Below are 25923 nucleotides of genomic sequence, written 5' to 3'. Positions count from 1 at the left end.
ACGGCCGCGGCTCCGACCAACCGGTCGAAGGAGCCCCGCCGGGGCTCGCGAACCACGAGGAGTACGAGATGCAGTTCCTCATCAGCCTGCACATCAACCCGGCCGTGCTGGACGCGCTCAGCGACGAGGAGAAGGCGGCGATCGGCGCCGGCCACGGCGCGTTCATCGAGTCCCTGAAGAAGTCGGGCGAGCTGCTCACCACCCAGGCGCTGGTCGACCCGTCGCAGGCCGCCGTGGTGACCGTGCGCAACGGCCAGCCGGTGGTGACCGACGGACCCTTCCTGGAGGCCAAGGAGTTCCTGGGCGGCTTCTACCTGGTCGACTGCGAGAACAAGGAGCGGGCGATCGAGCTGGCGGCGCAGATCCCGGACGCCGCGATCCAGGGCCTGGGTGTCGAGGTGCGTCAGGTGATGTTCGCTGACGGACCATTGGAGGCATGACAGCATCGGTTATCGAGGACCTGCTGCGTGAGCTCACGCCGCGGGTCCTCGGCACATTGGTACGCCGGCACGGCCAGTTCGAAGGGTGCGAGGACGCGGTACAGGAGGCCGTCCTGGCTGCCACCGTGCAGTGGCCGGCCGAGGGGGTGCCGGACAACCCGCGCGGCTGGCTGGTGACCGTCGCCTCCCGTCGGCTCATCGACCAGATGCGCAGCGACCACGCGCGCCGCGAGCGGGAGTCGGCGACGGCAGGCGAGGTGGTGCCGGAGGACGTCCCGGACACCGACGACACGCTCGTGCTGCTGTTCCTGTGCTGCCATCCGACGCTGACCGCTGCCTCGCAGACGGCGCTGACGCTGCGCGCGGTCGGCGGCCTGACCACGGCCGAGATCGCCCGGGCGTTCCTGGTGCCGGAGTCCACGATGGCGGCCCGGATCAGCCGGGCCAAGCAGCGGATCAGGGCCGCCGGCAGCTCGTTCAGCCTGCCGGACGGCGCGGAGCGCGAGGAACGGCTGCGGGTCGTGCTGCAGGTGCTCTACCTGATCTTCAACGAGGGCTACACCGCCTCCTCCGGCAGCGAGCTGCACCGCGCCGACCTCGCGCGCGAGGCGATCCGGCTGACCAGGACGGTGCACGCGCAGCTGCCCGGGGACGACGAGGTGACCGGGCTGCTCGCGCTGATGCTGCTCACCCACGCCCGCCGGGAGGCACGGACGACGGCGACCGGCGACCTGGTGCCGCTGGACGAGCAGGACCGCACGACGTGGGAGCGGGGGCTGATCGACGAGGGCACAGCGCTGGTCAAGGCGTCGCTGGCCGGCCCGGCGCTGGGGCCCTACCAACTGCAGGCCGCCATCGCCGCCACGCACGCCGACGCTGCCACCGCCGAGGAGACCAACTGGCAGCAGGTGCACGCCCTCTACCTGATCCTGGAACGGATCGCGCCCAACCCGATGGTCACCCTCAACCGGGCGATCGCGCTCGCCGAGACCGAGGGCCCGGCGGCCGGGCTGGCGCTGCTGTCCACGTTGGACGGCGACGAGCGGATGGCCGGGCACCACCGGCTGCTGTCGGTGCGGGCGCATCTGCTGGAGAAGACCGGCGACAGCTCCGGGGCGTACCAGCACTACCGGCGCGCCGCGAAGGCCACCGCCAGCATCGCCGAGCAGCGCTACCTGGAGTCCCGGGCCGCACGGGTACGGGCGGAGACCGGCCCAGGGGGTGTGGACGGCCAGAAAAAGTGATATCACTAAGTTAGCACTTTGAATGAGACGACGGAGGTAGTGAGATGGCCGTTGGAGAGCCCGGCGAGATCCGGGCCCGGATGCCGCAGCCACCGGTGAGCGAGTACGCCGCGCGGGCCTGGTCGGGTTGGCTCGCGCTGGCCGTCGGCCTGGCCCTGGTCGTCGGCGCGGTGGTGCTGGCCTCGAACTCGACGACCGGCACCGGAATCTACGTGGCGGCGCTGATCGCGGCCGGGGTACTGGTGCTGATCGGCCTGACCGCCGTCGCTCCGGGCCAGGCCCGGGTGGTGTCGCTGTTCGGCCGCTACGCCGGAACCATCCGCGACACCGGCCTGCGCTGGGTCAACCCCTTCACCAGGCGCCGTCAGGTCTCGACCCGGATCCGCAACCACGAGACCGCCGTGCTCAAGGTCAACGACGCCGACGGCAACCCGATCGAGATGGCCGCCGTGGTGGTCTGGCAGGTCGACGACACCGCCCAAGCGGTGTACGCGGTCGACGACTTCGTCCAGTTCGTGGCGATCCAGACCGAGACCGCGGTCCGCCACATCGCCGGCAACTACCCCTACGACGCCCGCCGCGACGAGCAGTTGTCGCTGCGTCAGAACGCCGCCGAGATCACCTCGCAGCTCTCCGCCGAGATCAGCGCCCGGGTCGCCTCCGCCGGCGTCCATGTGATCGAGTCGCGTATCACCCGGCTCTCCTACGCCGCCGAGATCGCCCAGGCCATGCTGCGCCGCCAGCAGGCCGACGCCGTGGTCGCGGCCCGCACCCGCCTGGTCGAAGGGGCCGTGGGCATGGTCCGGATGGCCCTCGACGACCTCGCCGAACAGGGAATCGTCGATCTCGACGAGGAACGCAAGGCCGCCATGGTCAGCAACCTGCTCGTCGTACTCTGCAGCGACCACGCCACCCAGCCCGTGGTGAACACCGGCACCCTCTACCAGTAAGCAGCACGGTGACCGAACGCAAGAAGATCCTGCTGCGGCTGGACCCGGCGGTGCACGACGCGCTGGCCCGCTGGGCCGGCGACGAGTTGCGGAGCACCACCGCCCAGATCGAGTACCTGCTGCGCCAGTCCCTCGCCCAGGCCGGACGCCTGCCGGGGGACGTCGGCGCGCTGCCCCGCCGCGGCCGACCGCGCAAGGACACTGCCCAGGCGGCGGATGCGGACCAGCCCCGGGCCGACCCCGACGACACATCGACATCGGCGCCGGCGCCGGGAGCGTGACATCCACCCCACAGGATGGCGAAGTGTCGGCTACATCACACCTACCCGGGATGCGTGCGGGGTCCCAGGGTCCGATGATTGCCTTTCCGGGACGGGGATCGGACCATGGAGGCGTGGGTGCGTTCGGAGCGAGCGGGCACCGGCTTGGGCGACGGCGACGCCGTACTGCCCACTGGTTCCCCCGACGCCGACGGACTGCGCGCCCTGATTGCCGACCGGGACCGGCTGGCGCTGCTGAACGAGGCGGCCGAGCGGATCGGCACCAGCCTGGACCTGGAGGTCACCTGCGCGGAGCTGGCGCAGTTCATGGTCCCGCGCTACGCGGATCTGGCGATCGTGGAGCTGCTGCCCCCGGAGGCGCTCCCGACCGGACCGACCGTCGGCTCGGGGCCGCTCCGTACGCAGCGCAAGGCGCTGGCGGCCGTTCCCGCGTCCCGCCGCCCGGGTACCCTCACGCCGGTCGGCGAATGGGTGCGCCACCGTCCCGGGTGCCCGACCGCCCAGTGCCTGGCGAACGGCCAGGCGTTCCCGGACCACCGGCCGTCGGCCGGCCGTGGTGGGCCGGTCGGTGAGGGCTGGCCCTGCGAGCTCGATACGGGAGCCGGGTCGGTGCTCCACGTCCCGCTGCGGGCCAGTGACCGGCTCGTCGGTGTGCTGACCCTGTTCAGGCCGGGGAACGGAACGCCCTTCGACGACGACAGCGCGATGATCCAGGCCGTCGCGGACCGGGCGGCACGGAACATCGACAACGCCCGGCGCCATGCCCTGGCCCAGGACCTGACCATGGAACTCCAGCGGGCACTGCTGGCCGAGCCGGGCAACCCGCACGCCAACCTGGAGCTGGCCTCCCGCTACCTGCCCTGCGGCAGCTCCGCGATGGTCGGCGGCGACTGGTTCGAGACCATCCGGCTGTCCTTCGGCCGGACCTTGCTGGTCATCGGCGACGTGATGGGCCACGGCGTGGAGGCCGCCGTCGACATGAGCGCCTACCGCACCCTGCTGCGCTATGTGGCGGCCGCCGACCTGCCGCCGCACCGCATCCTGCGCCAGCTGGACCACCTCACCGCGGAGAGCGACGCCACCCGCCCCGCGACCTGCCTGCTCGCCCTGGTCGAACCGGCCCGGCACCGGGCCACCTTCGCCAGCGCCGGACACCTGCCGCCGGCCCTGTTCCGCCCCGACGGCCCGACGCGACTCCTGGAGATCCCCACCGGGCCCCCGTTGGGCACCGGCCTGGGCGACTACCAGGCAGTCGTCCACCCCCTCGGCCCCGAACAGGTGCTGATGCTCTACACCGACGGCCTGGTCGAGCGCCGCACCGAGGACATCGACGCCTCCCTGGCCCGGCTCACCCGGGTACGCCACCAGCGCGGGAGCACGTCCCTGGAGGACCTGCTGAACCACGTCCTGGCCACGGTCATGCCCGCCGTCCCCGACGACGACATCGCCGTCCTGGCCGCCCGCATCCAGGGCTGACAGCGGTCGACCCCGAAGCGCACAGCTGTCCGGCGACGAGCAGCGGGACGACGTCACCCTCGACGAATGCTTCGCCATATACGCGGGAAAGGCGTCTGCGTTCGCGGAATGCGCGTGCACTCTCGGCGGTGTGCTCTCCAACGCCGACGCCCGCCACGTTGACGCCTTGGCGGCGTTCGGGCACCACACTGGCCTCAGTTGGCAACTGCACAACGACTCCCTCGCCATTTGGGGAGACCCGGCACTGACCGGAAAGCAGGCCCTGTCCGACCTGAAGTCCCGTAAGAAGACGTTTCCCGTGATCGCGGCGCTGGCCTCGACCAGCACCGACCGGGACAGGTTGGCCGAGCTCTACCTCTGCGGGCGGAACCCGCTCAGCGACGACGACGCACAACTCGCCGCAGATCTCATCGAACGCTGTGGCGCCCACGAACAGACCGACCTGGAGACCGAACGCCACCTGAGCGCGGCCCTGCGTGCGCTGTGCACCCTGATACCTGAAACCCAGGCCAGGACCACCTTGGAAGCGCTCGCCCGATTCCACACCCAAAGCCATCGATGACCGCACCGGGGCTTCGGGAATCAACATGATCCTGCGAGGCCGTGCAGGTCATGACGTCGTTGACGAGTCTGCCAGTTCGGCTTGGTTGTCGGCGGCCCACTGTGCAAGCTGGGCCAGGGGTCCGTTCGCGAAGGACTCACCGAGCGGCGAGAGTTGGTAGACCGCGCCTGTATGGGCAGGCGCTTGCCCGGTGCAGCGGACTTTGGTCACCAGCCCGCGCGATTGAAGACGCTGGAGCACCTGGGTCAGCACCTTGTCGCTGACTCCTGCGATGTGCCGAAGCAGTTCGTTGCGTCGCGTTGGCCCCAGACGCAGTGCGGAGAGCACGACGGGATCCCAGGTGTGGTTGATCAGCTCGGCTGCCGCGCGCACATGGCAGTCGGATACGAACCTCTGGCAGGTCTCCTCGATCACGCAGTCCAGTGTCGCATCCGCCGCCTACCAATCGGTAGGAGCCGGGCTCGTAGCGTTCCTGCTGCAGGCACCGGTTTCGGATGAAGGAGTAGTCGCTGTGAACGTAGGAATCCTGGGCACCGGCAACCTGGCCGCGACGCTGGGCCGGGCGTGGGCCGCGGCCGGCCACTCGCTCTTGGTGACAGGGCGCGACGCCTCGCGCGCCGGTCAGGTCGCCGACGGCATCGGCCACGCTGCGAAGGCCGTCGACCCCGCGGCCTTCGCTGCTGAGGCCGACGTGGTCGTGGTCGCGGTCTCCTTCGAGGGCTTGGAGTCGGCGCTGTCCCTTGTCGGCGCCCCTCAGGGGTCGCTGGCCGGCATGACCGTGCTCGACTGCACCAACCCGGTGGACTACCGGACCGGGCGGCTCAAGGCGGCGAACGGCTCGGCGGCGGAACGTGTGGCCCACGCCGCCGCGGGCGCACACGTCGTGAAGGCGCTGCACCTGTTCGCAGGTGCCTCGTGGCCGTATACGGGACCGCGGGCCGGAGCACCGGTCGTGGCCATCTGCGGCGACGAGCCGCGTGCACTTGATCGCGCAACGGCGCTGATCGCAGACCTCGGCGGGCGCAGCGCCACGGTCGGCGGGCTGGAGAGCGCACGGCAACTGGAGGAGGCGGCGGGATATGTCATGAGACTCGTCGCAGCGGGCTACAACCCCCGGCTCGCCATTCCCGATGTGGACCCGGCGGCCCTCGGACTGGCCCGGGCCACGACCGACTGAGCCAGCCGGCCGTCCGGCAGGGCCGTGCAGCACCGTCACGGCCCTGCCGTCCGCACGGACTCAGCGCGCAGGAGCCCGCCGCAGCCGTGGCGGGCTCTGCTGGGGGCGGCGGTCCGGTCGGCGGTCTCCGGCTCGGTCAGCGACGCCGAATTGGGCAGCGCGCTGCTTGAGGTCGCCGCGATCTCCCGTGCGCTCTATCGCATCGCCGACAGCAACCTGCGTCTGTATGTGGCCGTTCTGCGGGCGGCTCAGGACCAAGTCCGTCGAGGTCGGCCCGAGGCGGCCTTCCGCCTGGTCGAACGACGCTGGACCGCGTGGCGCGGCCGTGGCCTCACTCTCCGGAGCGTCGCCCGACCTCGGCCGCGATGCGGTCGACCTGGTCTGGGGACCGGAGCAGGTGGTCAGCGCCTGGCGCTGACCACCCCCACCGGGAGACCTACGTGCTACTTGGCGTTGGCGAGCGCCGTCTTGGCGGCGCTGAAGAACTGGGTGACGCCGGCGCCGATCGACAGCTTTCCGAAGGCGACGCCCTGGGCCGCGGCGTCGAGCGCGGTCTTGACGTCGCCGTAGCCGGGGGGCGCGGTCGGGGCGGCGGTCAGGCCGTCCTTGGTCACCTGGGCGGCCACGTACTCGCCGTAGTTGACGTCCCGCTTCTGCGAGGCGGTCAGGGTGGGCAGCAGGATGTCCTTCGCCTTCGCCGACGGGGGGAAGCCGCGCTGTGTCCCCATGGCCTTGATCGCGTCGGTGTCGTTGAGGAAGAAGTCGATGAGCTTGGCCGCACCGGTCGGGTTCTGGCTCTTGGTGGGGACGGAGAGGAGCACGCCGCCGTTGAGGGCCTGGCCGGTCTTGCCGTTGCTGCCCCGGGGGACGACCACCAGGTCGAGGGTGTGCTGCGTCAGCGGCTGCATCTGTGCCAGACCCCAGCCGGTGGTCATGGCGACCTGCCCGGCGATCAGCGGGTGGGTGCCGCTGGCCTCACCGGCGTTGGCGAGCAGCGTCGCCGGGGAGATCGCGCCGCTCTTGCGCAGGCCGGCCCAGAAGGTGAACCACTCGGTCAGGTCGGTGGAGTCAAAGCCGAGGACCCCGTCGGCGGTGTAGAGGTCCTTGCCGCGCTGGCGCAGCCACGGCTGGAAGGCACCGGAGTCGTCGTTGGAGGCGTCCAGCGCACCGTACTTGTTCGCGCCCCACGCCTTGGAGATCTCGCCGGTGATGGTGGCGAAGTCGTCCCAGGTCCAGTTGTCGCCGGGAGCGGCGATCTTGAGCTTGTCCAGCACCGTCTTGTCATAGAGCACAGGGGCGTAGCCGGAGCCGGATGCCACGCCGTAGTTCTTGCCCTTGACCGTGCCGGCGGTGCGCAGCGGAGAGTAGAGGGTGTCCAGCTGGATCGTGCCGGGGATGTAGGAGGCCAGGTCGATCAGCACGCCCTTGGCGGCGTAGGTGCTGACCAGCGCGGTGTCCATCTGGAAGATGTCGGGCGGGTTGCCGCCGGCGAATTCGGTGTTCAGCTTGTTGAAGTAGCCGTCGTAGCCGGAGTACTGGGCAGTGACCGCGATCCCCGTCTTCTGGGTGAAGATCTTCAGTGCGGCCTGGTACGCCTGGTTGCGGGAGTCGCCGCCCCACCAGCGGAACACCAGGGTCTTGCCCGCGCTGCCGGACGCTCCGGAGCTGCTGCTGGTAGGCGTGAAGCCGCAGGCGGAGGCCGTCATGGCGACGCTGCCTGCGGCGGCGAGACCGAGGAATCCTCTTCTGGACAGGATTTCTGACATGGCGTGACTACTCTCTGTGCTGTGGGGTGAGGGTGAGTGGAGCGAGGTGAGGGTTCAGCCCTTGATTCCGGAGTTCGCCACGCCGTCGACGAGGCGCTTCTGGGCCAGCAGGAACACCGCCATCGTGGGCACCAGGCTCACTACGGACATGGCGAGCATGTCGCCGTAACTGGAGCCGCTCGCCCGGTCGATGAAGGCGTTCAGGCCCAGCGGCACGGTGTAGCGGGTGTTGTTCGACAGGTAGACCAGCTGGCGCAGGAAGTCGTTGAAGGTCCAGATGAACGTCAGCACGGCGGTGGTGATCAGCGCCGGCCGCAGCAGCGGCAGGATGACCGAGACGAAGGTCCGGAGGTGTCCGGCCCCGTCGATGGCGGCCGCCTCGTCCAGTTCGCGCGGGATGCCCCTGATGAACTGCACCATCAGGAAGATGAAGAAGGCGTCGGTGGCGAGGAACTGCGGTACCACCAGCGGCAGGAAGGTGTTGACCCAGTTCAGTTTGAAGAAGATGGTGTACTGCGGGATCAGCGTTGCCTGGAAGGGCAGCATCAGGGTGCCCAGCATCAGCGCGAACCACAGCTTGCGGAACGCGAAGTCCAGGCGGGCGAACGCGTAGGCGGCGAGTGAGCAGGCGATGAGATTGCCCAGCACCGCGCCGATCGCGACGGTGGCCGAGTTGGCCAGGTACACCGTGAACGAGGTGCCGGTGGAGGTCCAGCCGCTGGTGTAGCCCCTGAGGGTGAAGTGGAGCGGCAGCGGGTCGAGCGTGGTGAAGATCTGGTTCTCGGGTTTGAACGAGGCTCCGACCATCCAGATGAGCGGGTAGATCATCACGATGACGGCGGTGAGCAGAATCGTGTGGATACGCCAGTGGTTCCAGGTCCGCTGCTGTCCCGACTGGGGGAGGGACTGGGGGAGGAGTGCCATCTCTGTCCTTTCGCCTGCTTTGCGCTGGGAGTGGTGACAAGCGTTCAGTTGGCGTAGGTGACAAAGCGCCGTGACATCGCGAAGTAGATCGCTGTGAAGACTCCGATCACCAGGAACAGCACCCAGGCCATCGCGGAGGCGTAGCCCATCTGAAGGCTGCCGAAGCCCTTCTGGTAGAGGTAGAGGGTGTAGAAGAGGGTCGAGTCGATCGGTCCGCCGCTGCCGCCGCTGACCACGTAGGCCGGGGTGAACGCCTGGAAGGCGTTGATGGTCTCCAGCACCAGGTTGAAGAACACCATGGGGGACAGCAGCGGCAGCGTGATCTGGAAGAAGGTCCGGAACCGGCCGGCGCCGTCCAGGGCAGCCGCTTCGTAGAGGTCCCTGGGCAGTTGCTTCAACCCGGCCAGGAAGATCAGCATCGGGGTGCCGAACTGCCATGCGGACAGCAGGATCAGGGTCCACAGGGCGAACCTGGGGTCGCCGATCCAGTCCGCGCCGCGAATGCCGAACCAGCTCAGGAACTGGTTGAACAGGCCCTGTTGGGAGAAGATCTGCCGCCACATCACCGAGACCGCGACGCTCGTCCCGAGCAGCGAGGGCAGGTAGAAGACCGAGCGGTAGAAGCCGAGGGCGCCGAGGCCCTTGTTCAGGGCGACCGCGACGACCAGCGCCAGCGCCAGCTTGAGCGGAACCGAGAACAGCACGTACTCAAGGGTGACCGTGACCGACTTGAGGAACTGCGGGTCCTGCCACAGCGCCTTGTAGTTGGCGAGTCCGATCCACTTCGGTGAGGTCAGCAGGTCGAACTTGGTCAGCGACAGGTACAGCGAGTACCCCATGGGGATCAGGGTGAAGCCGAAGATGCCGATGAACCACGGTGCGAGGAAGGCGTAGGCGACGCGGTTGTTCCGGTGCCTGCTGCGCCTGGCCTTCCCGGGTTCGGTCCTGCTCCCGGCGGCGGGCGGACTGCCCGGTGCCGGTCCGCGCTCGGTGGACTGGATGTGCTCCGGCGCGCGGTCAACCGGAGAGCTGGGAATGGCTGACGCCATGTGCTTGGCTCCTGGGACTTCGGTGCGGTGCTGCTGGCATTGCCGTCGGCATGGGATCGCTGGGCGACGTTCTGGGGAGAGTCTCTCCTGCCCGTGCGCGGCGCTCCTTCCGGACGATCCGTCCCAGGGATTCGGAAAGCGCTTGCCGCGACCTTAAGGAGCCCTTTGTCCGGTGTCAATAGTGTCAATAGTCGAGCCCGGTCACGAAGCGGTGACGGCGTCGCGGATGCCCTGCTCGCGAGCGATGTGGGCGGCGCCGACGAGGGTGGCCCGGTCGCCGAGCCGGCTGGCGATCACCTCGGTCGGCCAGCTCAGGGCGTCAATGGTGTCGACTATGCCGCGGAGCAGCAGCGGGTTGGTGCCCACGCCGCCGCCCAGGATCACCAGGCCCGGGTCGAGCACCGCGCAGATGGACGCGGCCAGCTTGCCCACCTCGGCGGAGTGCTCGGCGACCAGCTCGGCGGCGAGCGGATGCGCCTCGCCGGCCAGCGCGAAGAGGGCGGCGGCGCTGTCCGGGACCGGTCCGTGCGCATCCGACCAGCGTGCGCGGACCCGGCGCAGCAGGCCGGGTGAGCCGAGCCGGGCCTCCAGCGCCTCCCGGCCCGCGGGCAGGTCGTCGGCCCAGGGATAGGCGAGCCGCGCGACCTCGCCGGCGGCCCCGTTCGCCCCGCGCAGCAGTCGGCCGCCCACCACCACGCCAGCGCCGATGCCGAAGCCGACCTGCAGGTAGACGAAGGTGTCGCGGGAGTCGTTCGATCCCTCGTGCAGTTCGGCGATGGCACCGCAGTTGACGTTGTTCTCGGTGAACACGGTGGTGCCGGGCGGCAGTCCGAGCGAGGCGGTAGAGGCGCGCACCCGGCCGGCGGTCTCGGGATCGCCGGTGCCGTCCGGGGAGACCACGTCGGACACGGCGGCGACGACCGCCCGCAGCGGGCCGCTCCCGTCCCGGCGGCGCAGCGCGGTGCGGATCATGGTGTCCGCCGAGGCCGGATCGTCGGTGTGGCCCTCGTCGAGCACCTGCCCGTCCAGGCTCACGGCGCGGAAGGCGACCTGGGTGGAGCCGCGGTCGACGGCGAGAGCGTACCCGGCGGCCGGACCCAGCCGGTAGACGGCGGCGGAGCGACCGGTGGCCCCGTGCGAGGTGCCGCTGCGCTCGACCAGACCGCCCGCCTCCAGCTCGGCGACCGCGGCCGAGACCGTGGGCTTGGACAGCCCGCAGGAGGCGGCGAGCTGCGGCCGGGTGGCCCTGCCGTGCCCCGCGAGCGCGGTGAAGACCTCCCGGGCGCTGTCGCTGAGGCCAGTGTCGACCATGCCTACCTCCGCTTTCGTTGATCCGCGGATGATGATCGCACGGCGTCTCTTGACAACCTCCGGGGATAGTAAGTTTACTGCTTAACGAACAGGGCGGGTCCCAGCCGCTCTGCGACTTCACCTCCCGTCAACATGACGGCACGCCGGACAGCGGCGTGCCGGACAGATAGAGGAACGCTGTGCCGGACCTGATCTCCGACGTCCGAGTCGGGATCGACGTCGGCGGCACCAAGACGCACATCCGCGCTGCGCTCGGGTCGACGGTCATCGCCGACCGGGTGTACTCCAGCGAGGGCTGGCACCCCGGGGACTTCCGGCGGGCCGCGGCCTTCCTGGCAGATCTGATCGGGCAGACGCTGCCTCCGGCGACGACCGTCTCGGCGGTCGCCGTCGGCGCGCACGGCTGCGACAGCGAACGTGACTGCGCGGGTGTGCGGGCCGAACTGGAGCGACTGCTGCCCGTCCCGTGCCTGGTGCTCAATGACGCCGAACTACTCATCCCTGCGGTCGGCCTGTCCGCCGGTGTCGGCCTGGTGGCCGGAACCGGCTCCGTCGCCGTCGGCCGGAACCGCTCCGGCGAACCCGTGTACATAGGAGGCTGGGGCTGGCTGTTCGGCGACGAGGGCAGCGCCCCCGGGCTGCTGCGCGAGGCGGTGCGGGCCAGCCTCGGCGCCCGCGACCGCGGTGAACCGCAGGACCTGCTGACCGACCTGCTGCTGCGCTCCTTCGAGGTGGCGGAGGTCACCGACCTGCCCGAGGCGATGGCGGCCGACTCCGGCGCCAGCGTCTGGGGCCGGCGGGCCCCGCTGGTGTTCGACGCGCTCCAACAGGGTTCCGCGCTCGCCGAGGCGGTGGTGGAGGACGCGGCGGGCGCGCTGGCCCAACTCGTGGTCCGGATGGCTGCCCGTGACGTGGCGGTCGACGACGTCGTGGTGGCCGGCGGGGTCATCCTCAACCAGCCCCCGCTGTTCGACTCCTTCGTCCGGCAGTTGGGGGCCGCCCTTCCGGACACGCGTGTCCACCCCCTGGACACCGCCCCCGTGCACGGCGCGCTGCGGCTCACCGAGCGACTGGCGGTGACCTGATGGGCGAAGCTTCCCGCGCGGGCGTGCCCCGCGTGGTGCTGATCGGGATCCACGGCCACGGCCGGGTGCATCTGGAGGGCCTGCTCGCCCGCGAGCGGTCCGGCCGGCTCGCTCTGTGCGGCCTGGCCGACCGGCGCGAACCGAGCGGTCCGGACGGCGGGAGCGCGGACGGCCGGGTCTTCGACACGGATGCGGAACGACTGCTGGGCGCGCTGCGTCCGGACATCGCCGTCATCGCCACGCCCATCCACACGCACGCCGCGTTCGCCGAGCGGGCGATGCGGCTAGGCGCGCACGTACTGCTGGAGAAGCCGCCGGTGACTGCGGTGGCCGAGCACGACCGGCTGCTCTCGGTGGCCGACTCCGAACGGCGGCACTGCCAGGTGGGCTTCCAGGCGTTCGGCTCCTCCGTCGTCCGGGACCTGCTCGACCGGGTCCGGGCCGGTGAACTCGGCCGGGTCGAGCGGATCAGCGTCGTCGGCGCCTGGCGACGGGACGCGGACTACTACGCCCGCTCGGCCTGGGCCGGCCACCGCAGGCTCGGCGACATCGTGGTGGCGGACGGCGCGCTGACCAATCCGTTCGCGCACGGGCTTGCGCTCGCGCTGCGGCTTGCCGCGCCCGGCGATGGCGGGCCGATCCGGGCCGTCGCGGTCGAGCCCTACCATGCCTACCCCATCGAGACCGACGACACGATCAGCGCACGGATCGAGACGAGCACCGGAGTGCCGGTGACCGCTGTGGTGACCCTGTGCGCGCGGCAGGAGTTCGAGCCCTACGTCGAGGTGTTCGGCACCGGCGGCCGGGCCACTCTGCACTACACCCGGGACCGGCTGCGGCTGGATACCGGGGCCGGTCCGGTGCAGACCACCGGCGGGCGGATCGACCTGATCGACGACCTGATCGCGCACCTGGACGACGACCCGGCCGAGGACGTGCTGTGCAGCCCGCTGCGCGCCACCCGCACCTTCACCGAGGTGCTGGAGGCGATCCAGCGCGGGCCGGAGGCACGGTCCGTCCCCGAGCGGTATGTGCGCGCCTCGCCGGAGGGCCGGACCATCGTGGGCATCGAGGACGCGGTGGTCCAAGCCGGCGCGCGCGGCTTGCAGTTCTCCCAGCTGGACCTGGATTGGACCAGGCCGGACTTCCCGACGACCTGAGAGGGACCGGATGAACCCGGTGTACCTGCCGAGCCAGCACGCCGCCGTGCACGACCTGCCTGTGGACGCGGACCGTCTCAGGACCGTGCTCGACGGCGCGGTCGCCACGGCGATGCTGCACCAGCAGTCGGACGGCAACTTCGAGGACCCGGCGGCCGACGACGACATCGGTGACATGTCGTTGGGCGTGACGTCTTTGCTGTGCCTGTCCTGGCACCGGGGCGACCGCAGGGACGCCGAGCTGGTCGACGCGGTCCGGCGGAGCATGGACTACTTCCTGGCCCACCGGGTGTTCCGGACGGACAACCCCGGCGAGCCGTTCCTCCGGATCCGCAACAGCGGCGAACCCTACGCCCGCTATGTGCCGGCGACGGGGGAGCACCCCTTCGGCGACTGGCCGAGCACCGTCTGGGCCATGCTGCACGCCGTCAATGTGCTGGAGCTGGGCCACGGACTGCTGACCGAGGCCCAGTACGCCGAGCTGACCGGGACCGCCGTCGGCTACTGGCGCTGGCTGACCCAGGTCAGCCTGTTCAACCCGCAGCAGACCGCCAACCAGGCGATCGGCGCGGTGGCCGGTGGCCTGATGCTGGGACGGCATCTGCGCAGCGAGCACCGGGAGAAAGAGGGGGAGCGGATCGCCGGGGAGGCGATGGCGCTCTATACCGAGGTGATCCGGCCGGCACGGGTACCCGACCGGGGCTTCCTGCTGCCGCTGGAACACGGCGCCGGGCACGACCAGAACTATGTGCCGATCTCGCTGACCTTCCTGGCACAGGCATACCGGGTCAGCGGAGAGCAGTGCTTCCTCGACGACGGTGAGCAGATCGCACGGCACCTGGAGTGCCGACTCTCGGCCCGCGGGTTCGACTTCGGCGGCCCGCGCTACAGCGAGCAGCACTGCGGCGCCGAGGGCATGCTCGGCCTGCGCTTCTTCAGCTCACGCATCCGTGCCGAGCTCGGCCGCTACCTCGGCGACCGGCGAGTCTCCTACTACCCCCTCGCCGCGACCGGGGCGCCGAGCGGGCACTTCGCCTTCGCCAGCGTGTGGCTCTGGCAGGACGATGGCGACTGGTACCGGGGCACCGACATGCCGCACCACACGCCGTACTCGCTGCGGCACGGAAAGGCGTCGGTCTCGCTCACCGAGGATTTGACGCCCTATCAGATCGACGCGGGCGGAACTGTGGTGATCGAGTCGATCACCGACCACCAGCACGGGATCGGGCCGGTCGTACGCTATCCCGACGGCCGCTCGCTGCTGCTCACCCGCCCGCTCGGCCCGATGCGCAGTCGGGACGCGTCCGTTGCCGGGCTCGCCGCGAAGCTGGTGACCAAGGCCGTGGTGACGCACGATCAGATCCTGCTGTCAGTCCAGCAGTTGTACGTGTCGGACGGCGAGCGGATCCATGTCTTCGCGGTGCTCGACCGCGCGGCCCTGCCCGCTGACGCCGAACTCGCCTTCCTCGCCGGTCTGCCCTACGTCGAGGCCGAGGGCGAGCGGCAGCGCAAGATCCTGGCCGTGTCCGAGCCGGACGGCGCGCCGTTCGACCTGGGTCGGCCGGGCGCGGTCCTGGAGGTGGGCGCGGGGTCGCTGCTGGCGGGAGGTATGGCGGTCACTGCGGCGGCCGGCCTGCGGGTGGTCAACCCGCCGGAGGGCCGGACGCACTTCAACAGCCCGGAGACGATCGGGCTGACCCAGGAGCAGGTGGCGTTCGCGCTCGCCGACGATCCGCGCGGATACGGCAACCCGGACAGCGGCTGGCGGCGCGTCACACAGACCAACCAGGTGCTCGTCCACGCGCTCGGTCCGGACGCACCGTCCGGTCCCGCCGTGTTCGCGCTGAGTTACGGACCGGCCGCGGACGCCGACGGCGGCCCGTTCCGGGTCACGGCCGAGTCGGTGGAGCAGGGCGTGCTGGTCCGCACTCCGCGCTTCACCGCGCTGATCGGCCATCCGGCCGGCGATGAGCATGGCGAACCCGTACTGCGGCTCACCGCTGCGGGGAGCGGGACCGCGAAGTGATCACCCTGCACGCGGGGCGGCATGCCGTCGCCGACTATGTGACCGCCCCCGACCTCGCGCCCGACCTGGTCCCCCGCCCCTACCTGCACCCGGTGCGGACCCTCGCCGGCACCGTGGTGACGGACCTGCTGCCCGAGGACCACCGCTGGCACCTGGGCGCGTCCCTGGCCATGCCCGACGTGTCCGGGACCAACCTCTGGGGCGGCCGCAGCTACGTCCATGGGCAGGGGTACGTCCCGCTGGACGACCACGGCCGGATCGAGCACACCGGATGGCACAGCCGGGCCGACGACGCGGTGGACGAGGAACTGCGCTGGACGGACCGCGCCGGGGCGACCCTGCTGCTCGAACGGCGCACTCTGCGCGCGGAGGACACCGGCGACGGCCGCAGCTGGCTGCTCACCGTGGCCACCGCGCTGACCAACCCCGGTGCCGCACTCGTCGAACTGCGCAGCCCCGCTGTCAACGGCCGTGGGGAGGGCGCGGGTTACGGGGGGTTCTTCTGGCGTCTCCCGGCGTCCGCCGATCCGCGGGTCACCGCCGGAGCGTTGCGCACCGAGGACGCGGTCAACGGATCGGCGCAGCCCTCGGTGACCGTGTCCGCCGGTGCCGGGGACGCCGCCTACACCCTGACCTTCAGCGGCCTGCAGGACGACGACCGCTGGTTCGTCCGCATCGCCGAGTACCCCGGCGTCGGCGCGGCCCTGGCCTTCGAACAGCCGCTGGTGATCGCTCCGGGCGAGACGGTGAGCCGCCGCTACCAGGTCCTGGTGAGCGACGGCCGGCCCGACGCCGCCCGGTGAGCCCGGGCGGCCCCGACGGTCAGGGGTGGTCGACCACCTCGACCGGTACGGCCCGGGTGTAGCGGACGGTACCGTGGCAGGCCAGCTTCACCAGCGCCCAACTGCGGTTGCCCGGCCGGGCGGTCGCGGCGAGACGGACGGGAAAGCGCAGCTCGGCGGTGCCGCCCGCGGGGACGGTGAAGGGTTGGGTCCACGGTGTGACGGTGAGGTCGGCGGTGTCCCCCCAGGTGCCGTACGGACTGATCAGCTGGGCTTCGCCCCTTGCCTCGCCGACTGTCGTGCCGGTCAGCCGCAGCACCAGGTCGCCTTCGCCGCCAGGCGGCAGCGCCAGGCCCCGGGGGCCGAGTTCGCCGAGCACAGGGACGAAGTCCTGGTCGGTGTCCGACTCTGCGGCCCCGAGCTCGACGGCGACCGTGTCCTCCAGCAACTGGCCCAGATGGTCCGGGATCCGGGCCCCCAGAAAGTAGGTGCCGGGGACTCCGCCGTCCGCTCGCACGGAGACCTCGAACTCGGCGAAACCACCCGGAGCGAGGTCGTAGTCGAGGCTGTCGTGCGGTTCGACGGCGAGGCCGTCGGGCACGTCCAGGACGACCGTTCCCGACGCGGGCAGCACCGAGCAGCTGACTGTGATCTGCAGCGGCGCACTGCCGGCCTCGGCGCTCAGCCGCAGTGCGGTCGGCGAGACGTGCACGGTGACCGGCAGGTTCCCGCTGGGCGCGGGTCCCTTGTTGTGCATCCAGTACCGGGTGAAGACCGGTTCGACAGGCTCACGCCACGGCTGACTGCGGGACTCGGGGTCGAGCAGGGATGCGAGGACCGGGAGCCCGGTCAGGGTGGCCACGTCCGCGGGGGCCAGGCCAAGGGTGACCTCGCCGTCGAGTTCGGTCGGCGCGCCGTGCACCGCGCGCTCCTCCAGCAGGTCGGTGCGGGCCGGGTCGACCAGCCCGCCGTGCAGGCGCACCCGCGCCGCCGCGGGTCGCCCGGAGGACTCGTACAGCCGGAGCGTCACTCCGTCCGCGGGGTCGCCGGCGTTCGGCAGGCCGGGGGCGCGCGGGTTTCCGCGCGGCTTGAGGGCGGCCAGCACGACCTGCGCGGGCTCCACCGAGAGCAGGCTCGCCCGTGGCGGGAGGATTCCGTCGTGAACGTCCGTCTCGCGGGTGATGGGGGAGTGGTTGAACTCCTGGCCGGCGCGGACGAATCCGGCCTGCCGCCAGTCACCGGGGCCGGCCACCAGGCTGTAGTCGAAGGTGTGCGTCCAGTGCTGCTGGGAGAAGCTGCTGCCGTCGGGAACGGTGCTCCGCGGGCCGTCCAGCCAGACGCCGCTCGGCCAACCGGTGTGAGCCCGCATCAGGTTGAGGTAGAGCGTGCCGTCGGTCTCGGCGACGAAGCCGGGGGTGCCCCGGTTGAGCAGGGCCGCCGAGTAGTCCTCGAACGGTTCGGCGGTGCCGTGCAGTTCTGCGGGAAGCGGCACGTCGATGACGCCGTCGGCGAGGTCGGCGGCCAAAGCCCCTATCGCGTCGGCCAGTTCGCCCTCGGGTCCGGAGACGATCAGCACCGGCAGGTCGCGCGGCCCGCACAGGTCCGCGTCGGGCACCCATGCCTCCCGGCGCGCGGCGGAGGCCGGGACGAAGACCCGTCCGGCGCGGGCCAGTTCGCCGCAGTAGGCCCGGCGCCGCGCGGGCTCGACCGCGTCGAGGACTGCCTCGGCGAAGGCGTTGTCCGCGCCGAGCACGATGCGTACGTCCGGGAGGTTGGAGTCGACCTCCAGCGAGCCGTAGCGGCGGCCGTCCGGCGTGGTGCAGGTGGCGGTCACTCCCTGACCGGCAAGCCGGACCAGGAGCGCCCGGACCTCTCCGGCGTGCGCGCCGCCCTCGGGCGCCACCACCTCGGCGATGCCGATGGCGTGGTCCTGCCGGGAGCCGTCCGGGCGGTGCAGGGCGATCCTGGCGGTGGCGCTCAGCCCGGCCCAGGTGTGCGCCGGGCTGTCCAGCGTCCACAGGTGCGGGGAGGCGTCGGACTGCGGGAAGCCGAAGGACCGTCCGACGGCGGCGTAGCCCACCTCGGCCACCGGCAGCGCGCCGGGCAGGTCCAGGCCGAAGCGGACCCGCAGCAGGCGTTCCTTGTCGAGCGAGCCGTCGACCTGGGTGCGGAAGTCGATGCGGTCCACGCCGTACCAGAGATAGGCCTCCTGAGTGAGCGTCACCTCGCCGATCCGGACCGTGGAGAGCAGGCGCTGCCCCAACGGGCTCCGGTCCACGCGTACCTCGGCCTGCCGTGTGCCCGCCGCCCGGCCGGGGCCCTTGGGCAGCAGGTGCCAGGGGCCTTCCTTCCACTGCGGGTGGTCCTGGTGCTCGTCCTGGACCAGCAGTTCGGCGCCGAGCGCGCCGGGGCGCAGCAGTTCCCGGCCGGTTCGGCGGTCGAGGATCCGGTCCAGGGCTCCGCCCCGGGCCGGGTCGGCCTCGATCCGGAAGGCGGCGTTCTCCGCGTGCCGCAGTCCGGTTCGTGCAGACCAGTCGGCGGGGGTCTCGGCGCTGTCGAGGACCCGGTACAGGCGGTGGCCCACCGAGGGGAGGTCGCGGGCGAGAAAGCTGAGGGTCACCTCGGCCAGGGTGCCGTCGGGATGGCGGCGCACGCCCTCGGCCAGCGCGGTGACCGGGGAACCGCTCGCGTCCTGGATCGCGACCCCGGGGGTGCCCGGCTGAGGGAATGTCAGACGGACTCTGGCGATGGCGTCGCGGGTCCACGACAGCGGGTTGACGACCAGCACGGCCCGTCCGCCGCCGCGGGTGTCCACGCAGTCGGCCAGGTGGTCGACGGCCGCGTCGCGCACCGCCGAGCCCAGCTCGAAGGCTTCCCGCCAGCCGCCCAGCAGGTCCAGGTAGACCTGGTCGGACTCGGTGCCAGTAATGGCGTCGTGGTGGGCGCCGTACAGCAGTTGGCGCCAGGCCTTGTCCAGCGCCTCGGCGGGGAAGCGGGGGCGCGGCGCGGCGTCGGTGCCGACCAGGGAGGCCAGGGTGGCCAGCCGTTCGGCGTCCAGCACTGCCACCTCGCCGGCCCGTTGGGCCTGCTTGGTGTCGATGTAGGAGACGTCCTTGCCGGTGTAGACCGGGTTCATGTCGCGGGTCTGCGGGCTGAGCGAGGTGCCGCGCTCGGCCAGCTCCCGGCGGACGGCGCCGAAGAACTCCCGGGGCAGGCCGACGGCGAAGCGCGGCCAGACGTAGCGCTTGGCCCACTCCCGGTGCACGACGGTGCACCAGCGGGAGGGGACGTTGTGGTCGTGGCCGACCGGGAGCATCACATTGCGCGTGGCGGCGACCCGCTGGAGCTGGCTGAACTGCTCGTAGGCCCGCGCCATCGACTCCTCGGCGGAGGAGACGCGCTCCAGCGCCCAGCCGGCGGTGTAGTGCCCGGCCATGTAGTGGGTCAGCACGCCCCGCCCGGTGGGGGAGATCCACTCGAACTCGCTGGGGAACTGCATCCGCGTCATGTCCCCGGTGTGGGTGCGGGGTCCGTGCATGTGGAACGGGCCGCGAGCCCAGGCGGACGAGTCGAGGCCGGCGTCGGCCATCAGTCCGGGGTAGGAGGGGTCGTGGCCGAAGACGTCGACCATCCAGGCCGAGCGCGGGTCGCCGCCGACCACGTCGCGCTGCAGGCCGATGCCGTGGATCGCGTTGCGGACCGTGGACTCGGGGTGGGTGAGGTTGGTGTTGGGCTCGTTGTAGTTGCCGCCGACCAGTTCCACCCGGTCCTCCTTGAGGAAGCGGCGCAGGTCGGCGCGGTCGCGGGGGAAGACGTCCCAGTGCGGCTTGAGGTAGTCCGCCTCGGCCAGCACGAAGCGGTAGTCGGGGTCGTGCCGGGCCGCCTCCAGATGGGCCCGGACCAGGTCGAACGCGGTTCGCACATGGGGGAGCCGCATCTCGGCCACCCAAGGGAGGTCGGGCAGCCGGTGCCACTGGTCGGTGAAGCCTGCCTGGGTGTTCCACCAGACCGGGTCGTAGTGGAAGTGGGAGACCATCCACATGGTCCAGCCGGTGGCGGCCGCCTCGATCCGCCCCTCGGCGGTGGCCCGCAGTTCGGTGGAGTGCGGGTCGGTGGCGTGCGGCGGGCCGGACTCCGCCACGGCGGTCACCCGGTGCACCGACCCCTCGCTGTGCGGGGCGGCGATCCGCACCCCGACCTCCACCACCCGCTCCTCGCCGGGGGCGAGGCCGGTCACCGTCTCGACGACCGGGGTGGTGACCGTCGGACCCTCGACGCGCACCCGTACCGGTCCGCTCACCCCTCGGTCTCCGGCCGCGAGGGTGACCCGGACCACCTGCCGCGGCGCCTGCGCGGGGCCGAGGAACAGATCGGTGGAGTCGACGGTGCGGATGCGCATGGGCGGCCTCTCAGCATTTGCCATTCAGAGATGGCAAATGTGCAGGGCGACCTGCCCGCATGTCAAGATCTGCTCTCAGCGCTCGGGCAGTCCCGTGATCACGCTGATGGTGTCGCCGGCCCGGGCGACCGCGGGCGCTGGGCCGAGTCGCCGGGTGATCACGTCCTCGGCGAGCGTCTGCAGGCGCGTCGACACCAGCGCGTACACCGGGGTCGAGGGCCGGAGCACCGCTCCGGCCAGCAGCGGCGCGGTCTCGGCGTGGAAGGGCGAGACCGCCGAAACGGCGTCCAGGGCCGAGCGGCGCGGCGGCAGCTGTCCGGTCAGCAGACAGGTCCGGACCAGGGCGTTCGGCTCGACGGCGGCCCGTAGCAACCGCATCGCCTGCTGCGGATACGTCGCCTGACGCGGCACCAGGTAGGCCATGCCTCCGCACAGCGCCGACGAGCGTCCGTGCGGTCCGCGCGGCATCGGCGCGAAGCCGAAGCGCTCGTGCACCCTGGCCAGCGGCAGCCCGGACTCCTCGGCGAGGTCGCCGGCCTGGTAGCTGGCGCCGACGCACAGGTCGGCCCGGCCCTGCGCCAGCAGTCGCACCGCCTCGTCCTTGGTGTGGCCGACGACCTCGGGGGAGACCACGCCCTCGTCCACCAGGCGGCGCAGGAAGCGCATGGTCTCCACGGCCGCCGGGCTGTCCAGCACCACGGCGTCGTCACGCAGCACGGCACCGGCGCCGTTGGCGGCCAGCAGCGCCAGCAGGGCGTAGGTCGTGGTCTCGGCGGCGGCCCGGCCCCCGGGCAGGGCCAGCGCATGGGCGTCGCCGGTGCAGTCCTCTGCGAGGCGCCGGCCGAGGGCGTGCAGCTCGCGCCAGGTCCTGGGCGGATCGGCGCCCAGGCGCGCGAGCGAGTCCCGGCGGTACCACAGGCCGGTGACGTCGGACGGGGCCTGGACGGCGACCAGCGCGCCGCCGAAGCGGTAGGCGTCGCGGAAGGGCTGGAGGAAGTCGGTGTCGTGCTCGTCCCTGATCCAGTCCGGGTCGAGGTCGGTCAGCGGGGTGAGGAACCCGGCGCGGGCGAACTCGGGCACCCAGACCGAGTCGAGCACCGCCAGGTCGGGGCCGCGGCCCTCCGCGACGGCACGCAGGAACGCGCCGTGCAGCTCGGGGAACTCCACCGTCTCCAGGTCGAGCTGCGCCCAGTCGCCGGCCGCGCGTCTCAGCTGGTCGGGGCCGGTGGTGCCGGTGGCGAGCACACGCAGTCGCGGGGTCTCACCGCTGCCCGCCAGCCACTGCGGATTGACGAAGGTCCCGCGCCGCCGGTGCCGCAGCACCACCCCCTCCTGGGCCAGCTCGGACAGGGCCCGGGTCACCGGAGTGCGGCTGAGCCCGTACAGCTCGCAGAGCTCGTGCTCGGTGGGGAGCCGGCCGTCGGGGCCGTACCGCCCGTTGCGGATGTCCTCCAGCAGGCGTGCCTTGAGCTGGTGGAACAGCGCTGTCGGTTGGAGCGGCGGCATCGGTCTCCTCGGTCGCTGGGGCGGGGCTCGCCAGGTGGCAGCGTAGGACAGGCGGGCGGGCGGACGCAGGGGCGGCGGTGGGACGGCACTTCCGCGGGCACTTATTTGCCATTATTGTCACTCGAACTGCTGTCGTGGGCGAATGCCCGGAAGATCGTCCAGGGGATCAGCGAGGAGTAGCCATGCCAGTCCGGATCGGCGTGATCGGCGTCGGGGTGATGGGCGCCGAACACGCCCGGCTGCTGAGCCGGGTCGTCTCGGGGAGCGAGGTCACCGCGGTCGCGGACTTCGACGCCGAACAGGCCCGCACGGTCGCCAAGGCCTACGGGGCCCGGGTCTTCGACGACCCGCTGCAGTTGATCGCGGACGACCGTGTGGACGCCGTGCTGATCGCCTCCTCCGACCCGACCCATGAGCAGTTCGTGCTGGCCTGCCTCGCCGCGGGAAAGCCCGTCCTCTGCGAGAAGCCCCTCGCGGCGGACCTGGACGGCTGCCTGCGCATTCTCGACGCCGAGCAGGAGGCAGGCCGGCGGCTGGTCACCGTCGGCTTCATGCGCCGCTACGACCCCGGCTACCTGGACATCAAGGCCACGGTGGACGGCGGAGACATCGGCCGGCCACTGGCGATGCACTGCGTTCACCGCAACGCCGGCCCCGGCGGCACACCCACCGCCATGCTGATCACGGGCTCGGCGGTGCACGAGATCGACATCGCCCGCTGGCTGCTGCGGGACGAGATCGACACCGTCACGGTGCACCGCCCGCGTGCCTCGGCGCGTTCCGGCGGCACCCAGGACCCGCTGTTCCTGGTGTTCTCCTCCGCCGAGGGCGTCCTGATCGACGTGGAGGTCTTCGTCACCGCCGGCTACGGCTACGAGGTGCGCTGCGAACTGGTCGCCGAAGCGGGCACGGTCCTGCTGGACTCGCCCGCGCCGACGGTGCGGCGAAGCGCCGGTCGGCGCTCCCGGGACGTGCCGGCCGACTGGCGCCCCCGGTTCGCCGAGGCCTACCGCCGCGAGCTGCAGGACTGGGTCGACGGCGTCGCCACCGGGGACCCGGTGCGCGGAGCGTCGGCCTGGGACGGCTATGCCGCCACCGCGGTCGCCGCCGCGGGCGTCCGCGCGCTGGACAGCGGCCTGCCGCAGACCGTGTCCCTGCTCGACCGGCCGGAGCTCTACCGATGACCGCCGCCGCGAAGGTGCCGCGTGCCGTGACCGGGAGGGCGCACGCGTGACCCGGTACCTCCCCGCGTCGGGTCTCGCGACCACGATCACGCCCGAGGACGCGGGCTGGCACTGGGCGGGTCTCCGTCTGCTCCAGCTGGCGCCGGGCATCCCGCAGACCGTGGAGACCGGCGACGCGGAGGTGTTCCTGCTGCCGCTCTCCGGCGGAGCCCTGACGGTGCGGGTGGCCGCGGCCGACGGTGCGCCCGAGGCCGAGTTCGAGCTGACCGGGCGCGACTCGGTGTTCAGCAGGGTGACCGATTTCGCCTACGCGGGACGGGACTGCCTGGTGACGCTCACCTCCACCGGCCGTGCCGAGGTGGCCGTCCCGTCGGCCAGGTGCTCCACCCGCAGGCCGGCCGCCTACGGTCCGGCCGAGGATGTGCCGGTCGAGGTGCGCGGCGCCGGACCGGCCACCCGGCAGGTGACCAACTTCGGCACGCCCGGTCACCTCGGCCGGCGGACGGGTGGCCGGCGAAAGGAACGGGAGATGACGGACCTGTCCGGTTGACGACCGCCCAGGGGAGGGACCGTCAGAGTTCCGCGAGGAAGTCGATGCTGCGCCGGACGTCGAGGACCGGACCCGCGCCGGGCTCGGGCTCGCCGTGCAGGGCGCAGTCCTGCTCCAGCACGTACCAGCCCTGGTAGCCGGCGCTCTCCAGCGCGCCGACGATCGCGGGAATGTCCAGGTCGCCGGAGCCGAGCGGGGTGTAGAGCCCCTCGCGCACCGCTCCCATGTAGTCGCTGTCCCCGGCCGAGACCGTCTTCGCCACGGCGGTGTCGACGTCCTTGAGGTGCACGTGCGCGACGCGGTCGGCGGCCCGCTCCAGCAGCTCCAGCGGGTCCGTCCCGCCGATGAGCAGGTGGCCGGTGTCCAGGCAGAGGGCGATGTCGCTCTCGTCGAGCAGGCGCAGCACGGAGGCGCGGTCCTCGATCGCCGTCCCGACGTGCGGGTGCAGGGTCGGCGTCATGCCGTGGTCCCGGATCACCGTCTGCAGGCGGGCGATGTTGCCGAGCAGCACCGGCCACTCCTGGTCGGACAGGGGCACCTTGCGGTCGTAACTGCCGTCCGCGGACCGTGCGGCGAGGACGACCACCTCGGAGCCGCCCTCGGCGAGGGTGGTGATCGCGTCGACGGCCTCGGTGAGGTCCAGCGCCGGGTCGATGTGCAGCGGCACCGGCAGGAAGCCGCCGATCAGGCGCAGGTCGTGGCGGGCCAGCTGCTCGCGGACGTCCTGCGGGCGCGCGCCGAGGTAGCCGGTCGGGCCGAGCTCGGTGGCGCGGAGCCCGAGCTCGCGCATCTCGCCCAGCACCCGCGCGGGGGCGATCTCGTGGCCCCAGCCCGGGGCCTCGCAGACCCCCCAGGAGATGGGGGCGCCGGCGATACGGTCGCGGATCGGCGTCGTGTGGTTCATCCTGGCTCCTCGGCTTCGACTAGAGCGCTCTAGATCTGGCAACTATCGTAGACTCGGCCGCCGCAGTCAATGCTCTGGGAAGCAGTGGGAAGGCGTCAGATGCCGCAGGAACCGACCCGGCCGCCCCGGGCCGGGCGAGCGCCGACGCTGGAGGACGTGGCGGCCCGGGTGGGAGTGTCCCGGGCGCTGGTCTCCATCGTGATGCGCGACGTGGCCGGCGCCAGCCAGGCGACGCGGCAGCGGGTCCTCGCCGCCGCGGAGGAGATGGGGTACCGGCCGGACGGGCGCGCCCGCCTGCTCGCGGGCCGCAGGACCCGCCTGCTCGGCGTCACCCTGGCGCTCAACAACCCGTTCCACGCCGACGTCGCCGAGGGCGTCTACGCGGCGGCGGAGCCGCACGGCTACCAGGTGGTGCTGAGCGCGATCACCGGCACGCGTTCGCCGAGGCAGGCCGTGGACGCGCTGTTGTCGTACCGCTGCGAGGCGGTGGTCCTGGTCGGCGCGCTGGTGCCGCGGGCCGCGCTCGGAGCCCTGGCCGATCAGGTGACGGTGGTCGTCGTCGGCCAGCCGTCCACCCATCCGGCGGTCGATGTGGTTCGGGCGGCGGACGCCCACGGGATGCGGATCGCGGTCGACCACCTGGCCGATCTCGGGCACCGCCGCATCGTGCATGTGGACGGCGGCCGGGCCCCCGGCGCGGCGGTCCGGCGCAACGGATACCGCGCGGCGATGAAGTCCCGCGGGCTCGGCGACCAGGCCCGGACGGTCGCCGCCGGCGAGCGGGAGGAGGACGGTGCGGCGGCGGCGGACCAACTGGCCGACCAGGGCCTGCCGGAGGCGGTCATCAGCTACAACGACCGCAGCGCCGTAGGGCTGTTGGACGTCTTCGCCCGCAGGGGGATCGCCGTTCCGGACACGCTGTCCGTCGTCGGTTACGACGACAGCCAGATCGCCCGGCTGCCCTACCTGCGGCTGACGACGGTCAGTCAGGACACCGGCACACTGGCGGCGTTGGCGGTGCAGCGGGCCATCGCCCGACTCGACGGCGAGCCGGTGGCCGACCGCGAGGTGCTGCTGCGGCCCCAGTTGGTCGTTCGCGGCACCACGGCCCGTCCGCCGGCGTCCGCATAAGCGGCAGACCCGAGCC

The 25923-nt window shown here is 71.8% G+C and carries 22 protein-coding genes; 14 read left to right on the top strand and 8 right to left on the bottom strand.

The genetic code is table 11. From position 1 onward, the window contains the following. The first annotated feature begins 68 nt into the window (after positions 1-68). From ABH941_RS17250 to ABH941_RS17225, 6 genes are all read left to right on the top strand, one after another. Positions 69-440, top strand: coding sequence for a YciI family protein (locus tag ABH941_RS17250; RefSeq protein ID WP_370130146.1), 372 nt, complete (start codon positions 69-71; stop codon positions 438-440). Continuing rightward, positions 437-1684 carry an RNA polymerase sigma factor gene (locus ABH941_RS17245; RefSeq protein WP_370130145.1) on the top strand — a complete coding sequence of 416 codons (1248 nt, stop codon included), beginning with the start codon at positions 437-439 and terminating at the stop codon, positions 1682-1684. Before ABH941_RS17250 ends, ABH941_RS17245 begins: the two co-directional genes overlap by 4 nt. A gap of 44 nt (positions 1685-1728) precedes the next feature. Continuing rightward, a complete protein-coding gene (locus tag ABH941_RS17240) occupies positions 1729-2634 on the top strand; it encodes an SPFH domain-containing protein (protein WP_370130144.1) in 906 nt (301 codons plus the stop codon). Between the two features lie 8 nt (positions 2635-2642). Beyond that, complete coding sequence (locus ABH941_RS17235; protein ID WP_370130143.1) at positions 2643-2915, top strand: hypothetical protein; 273 nt, start codon at positions 2643-2645, stop codon at positions 2913-2915. 117 nt (positions 2916-3032) lie between these two features. Further along, entirely contained in the window at positions 3033-4391 is a 1359-nt protein-coding gene (locus ABH941_RS17230; RefSeq protein ID WP_370130142.1) for a PP2C family protein-serine/threonine phosphatase, read from the top strand. A gap of 25 nt (positions 4392-4416) precedes the next feature. Further along, positions 4417-4953, top strand: coding sequence for a polyprenyl synthetase family protein (locus tag ABH941_RS17225; protein ID WP_370130215.1), 537 nt, complete (start codon positions 4417-4419; stop codon positions 4951-4953). A gap of 48 nt (positions 4954-5001) precedes the next feature. On the opposite strand, the gene ABH941_RS17220 is transcribed toward ABH941_RS17225, so the two are convergent. Further along, entirely contained in the window at positions 5002-5367 is a 366-nt protein-coding gene (locus tag ABH941_RS17220; protein ID WP_370130141.1) for a winged helix-turn-helix transcriptional regulator, read from the bottom strand. 97 nt (positions 5368-5464) lie between these two features. Here ABH941_RS17220 and ABH941_RS17215 point away from each other — a divergent pair, with 97 nt between their 5' ends. Beyond that, positions 5465-6130 (top strand): NADPH-dependent F420 reductase, encoded by a 666-nt coding sequence (locus tag ABH941_RS17215; RefSeq protein ID WP_370130140.1) that lies wholly within the window; start codon positions 5465-5467, stop codon positions 6128-6130. A gap of 443 nt (positions 6131-6573) precedes the next feature. Here the strand turns inward: ABH941_RS17215 and ABH941_RS17210 are convergent, their stop codons facing one another. The 4 genes from ABH941_RS17210 to ABH941_RS17195 form a co-directional block, all read right to left on the bottom strand. After that, positions 6574-7896, bottom strand: coding sequence for an ABC transporter substrate-binding protein (locus ABH941_RS17210; RefSeq protein WP_370130139.1), 1323 nt, complete (start codon positions 7894-7896; stop codon positions 6574-6576). Positions 7897-7950: 54 nt separating this feature from the next. After that, complete coding sequence (locus tag ABH941_RS17205) at positions 7951-8820, bottom strand: carbohydrate ABC transporter permease (protein ID WP_370130138.1); 870 nt, start codon at positions 8818-8820, stop codon at positions 7951-7953. 44 nt (positions 8821-8864) lie between these two features. Continuing rightward, the gene (locus ABH941_RS17200; protein ID WP_370130136.1) at positions 8865-9869 is read right to left on the bottom strand and encodes a carbohydrate ABC transporter permease; all 1005 of its coding nucleotides are present in this window, start codon (positions 9867-9869) and stop codon (positions 8865-8867) included. A gap of 201 nt (positions 9870-10070) precedes the next feature. Continuing rightward, entirely contained in the window at positions 10071-11180 is a 1110-nt protein-coding gene (locus ABH941_RS17195) for an ROK family transcriptional regulator (protein ID WP_370130134.1), read from the bottom strand. A 179-nt stretch (positions 11181-11359) separates the two neighbouring features. Here ABH941_RS17195 and ABH941_RS17190 point away from each other — a divergent pair, with 179 nt between their 5' ends. From ABH941_RS17190 to ABH941_RS17175, 4 genes are read left to right on the top strand one after another with little or no spacing between them, the layout of a single operon-like run. Continuing rightward, positions 11360-12265, top strand: a complete 906-nt coding sequence (locus ABH941_RS17190; protein WP_370130133.1) for a BadF/BadG/BcrA/BcrD ATPase family protein — start codon at positions 11360-11362, stop codon at positions 12263-12265. Further along, positions 12265-13425 carry a Gfo/Idh/MocA family protein gene (locus ABH941_RS17185; protein ID WP_370130132.1) on the top strand — a complete coding sequence of 387 codons (1161 nt, stop codon included), beginning with the start codon at positions 12265-12267 and terminating at the stop codon, positions 13423-13425. The genes ABH941_RS17190 and ABH941_RS17185 overlap by 1 nt, the downstream gene beginning before the upstream one ends. Positions 13426-13435: 10 nt before the next feature. After that, positions 13436-15451, top strand: coding sequence for a hypothetical protein (locus tag ABH941_RS17180; RefSeq protein ID WP_370130131.1), 2016 nt, complete (start codon positions 13436-13438; stop codon positions 15449-15451). Beyond that, the gene (locus ABH941_RS17175; RefSeq protein WP_370130130.1) at positions 15448-16254 is read left to right on the top strand and encodes a PmoA family protein; all 807 of its coding nucleotides are present in this window, start codon (positions 15448-15450) and stop codon (positions 16252-16254) included. Before ABH941_RS17180 ends, ABH941_RS17175 begins: the two co-directional genes overlap by 4 nt. Before the next feature lie 19 nt (positions 16255-16273). Here the strand turns inward: ABH941_RS17175 and ABH941_RS17170 are convergent, their stop codons facing one another. Both ABH941_RS17170 and ABH941_RS17165 read right to left on the bottom strand, forming a co-directional pair. Further along, on the bottom strand, positions 16274-20632 hold the full coding sequence (locus ABH941_RS17170; protein WP_370130129.1) for a glycoside hydrolase family 38 C-terminal domain-containing protein: 4359 nt from the start codon (positions 20630-20632) through the stop codon (positions 16274-16276). Positions 20633-20707: 75 nt separating this feature from the next. Then, positions 20708-22138 carry an extracellular solute-binding protein gene (locus ABH941_RS17165; RefSeq protein ID WP_370130128.1) on the bottom strand — a complete coding sequence of 477 codons (1431 nt, stop codon included), beginning with the start codon at positions 22136-22138 and terminating at the stop codon, positions 20708-20710. 182 nt (positions 22139-22320) lie between these two features. On the opposite strand from ABH941_RS17165, the gene ABH941_RS17160 reads away from it, so the two are divergent. Together ABH941_RS17160 and ABH941_RS17155 are read left to right on the top strand one after the other, a co-directional pair. Beyond that, positions 22321-23322 carry a Gfo/Idh/MocA family protein gene (locus tag ABH941_RS17160; RefSeq protein WP_370130127.1) on the top strand — a complete coding sequence of 334 codons (1002 nt, stop codon included), beginning with the start codon at positions 22321-22323 and terminating at the stop codon, positions 23320-23322. 46 nt (positions 23323-23368) lie between these two features. Then, the gene (locus ABH941_RS17155) at positions 23369-23872 is read left to right on the top strand and encodes a 5-deoxy-glucuronate isomerase (protein WP_370130126.1); all 504 of its coding nucleotides are present in this window, start codon (positions 23369-23371) and stop codon (positions 23870-23872) included. 22 nt (positions 23873-23894) lie between these two features. Here the strand turns inward: ABH941_RS17155 and ABH941_RS17150 are convergent, their stop codons facing one another. Continuing rightward, positions 23895-24776, bottom strand: a complete 882-nt coding sequence (locus ABH941_RS17150) for a TIM barrel protein (protein ID WP_370130125.1) — start codon at positions 24774-24776, stop codon at positions 23895-23897. A gap of 99 nt (positions 24777-24875) precedes the next feature. Here ABH941_RS17150 and ABH941_RS17145 point away from each other — a divergent pair, with 99 nt between their 5' ends. After that, positions 24876-25907: a LacI family DNA-binding transcriptional regulator gene (locus tag ABH941_RS17145; RefSeq protein WP_370130124.1), complete on the top strand. Its 1032-nt coding sequence runs from the start codon at positions 24876-24878 to the stop codon at positions 25905-25907. The last annotated feature ends 16 nt before the right edge of the window (positions 25908-25923 follow it).

Source organism: Streptacidiphilus sp. EB103A (assembly GCF_041261405.1).
Classification (GTDB): Bacteria; Actinomycetota; Actinomycetes; order Streptomycetales; family Streptomycetaceae; genus Streptacidiphilus.
This window is presented reverse-complemented; position numbering and strand designations above follow the sequence as displayed.

What these genes read in the sequence shown, in the direction of transcription:
- ABH941_RS17250 (WP_370130146.1), top strand. Translation starts at nt 69, where the DNA reads ATGCAGTTCCTCATCAGCCTGCACATCAACCCGGCCGTGCTGGACGCG.
- ABH941_RS17245 (WP_370130145.1), top strand. Translation starts at nt 437, where the DNA reads ATGACAGCATCGGTTATCGAGGACCTGCTGCGTGAGCTCACGCCGCGG.
- ABH941_RS17240 (WP_370130144.1), top strand. Translation starts at nt 1,729, where the DNA reads ATGGCCGTTGGAGAGCCCGGCGAGATCCGGGCCCGGATGCCGCAGCCA.
- ABH941_RS17210 (WP_370130139.1), bottom strand. Translation starts at nt 7,896, where the DNA reads ATGTCAGAAATCCTGTCCAGAAGAGGATTCCTCGGTCTCGCCGCCGCA.
- ABH941_RS17205 (WP_370130138.1), bottom strand. Translation starts at nt 8,820, where the DNA reads ATGGCACTCCTCCCCCAGTCCCTCCCCCAGTCGGGACAGCAGCGGACC.
- ABH941_RS17200 (WP_370130136.1), bottom strand. Translation starts at nt 9,869, where the DNA reads ATGGCGTCAGCCATTCCCAGCTCTCCGGTTGACCGCGCGCCGGAGCAC.
- ABH941_RS17195 (WP_370130134.1), bottom strand. Translation starts at nt 11,180, where the DNA reads ATGGTCGACACTGGCCTCAGCGACAGCGCCCGGGAGGTCTTCACCGCG.
- ABH941_RS17185 (WP_370130132.1), top strand. Translation starts at nt 12,265, where the DNA reads ATGGGCGAAGCTTCCCGCGCGGGCGTGCCCCGCGTGGTGCTGATCGGG.
- ABH941_RS17180 (WP_370130131.1), top strand. Translation starts at nt 13,436, where the DNA reads ATGAACCCGGTGTACCTGCCGAGCCAGCACGCCGCCGTGCACGACCTG.
- ABH941_RS17170 (WP_370130129.1), bottom strand. Translation starts at nt 20,632, where the DNA reads ATGCGCATCCGCACCGTCGACTCCACCGATCTGTTCCTCGGCCCCGCG.
- ABH941_RS17165 (WP_370130128.1), bottom strand. Translation starts at nt 22,138, where the DNA reads ATGCCGCCGCTCCAACCGACAGCGCTGTTCCACCAGCTCAAGGCACGC.
- ABH941_RS17160 (WP_370130127.1), top strand. Translation starts at nt 22,321, where the DNA reads ATGCCAGTCCGGATCGGCGTGATCGGCGTCGGGGTGATGGGCGCCGAA.
- ABH941_RS17150 (WP_370130125.1), bottom strand. Translation starts at nt 24,776, where the DNA reads ATGAACCACACGACGCCGATCCGCGACCGTATCGCCGGCGCCCCCATC.
- ABH941_RS17145 (WP_370130124.1), top strand. Translation starts at nt 24,876, where the DNA reads ATGCCGCAGGAACCGACCCGGCCGCCCCGGGCCGGGCGAGCGCCGACG.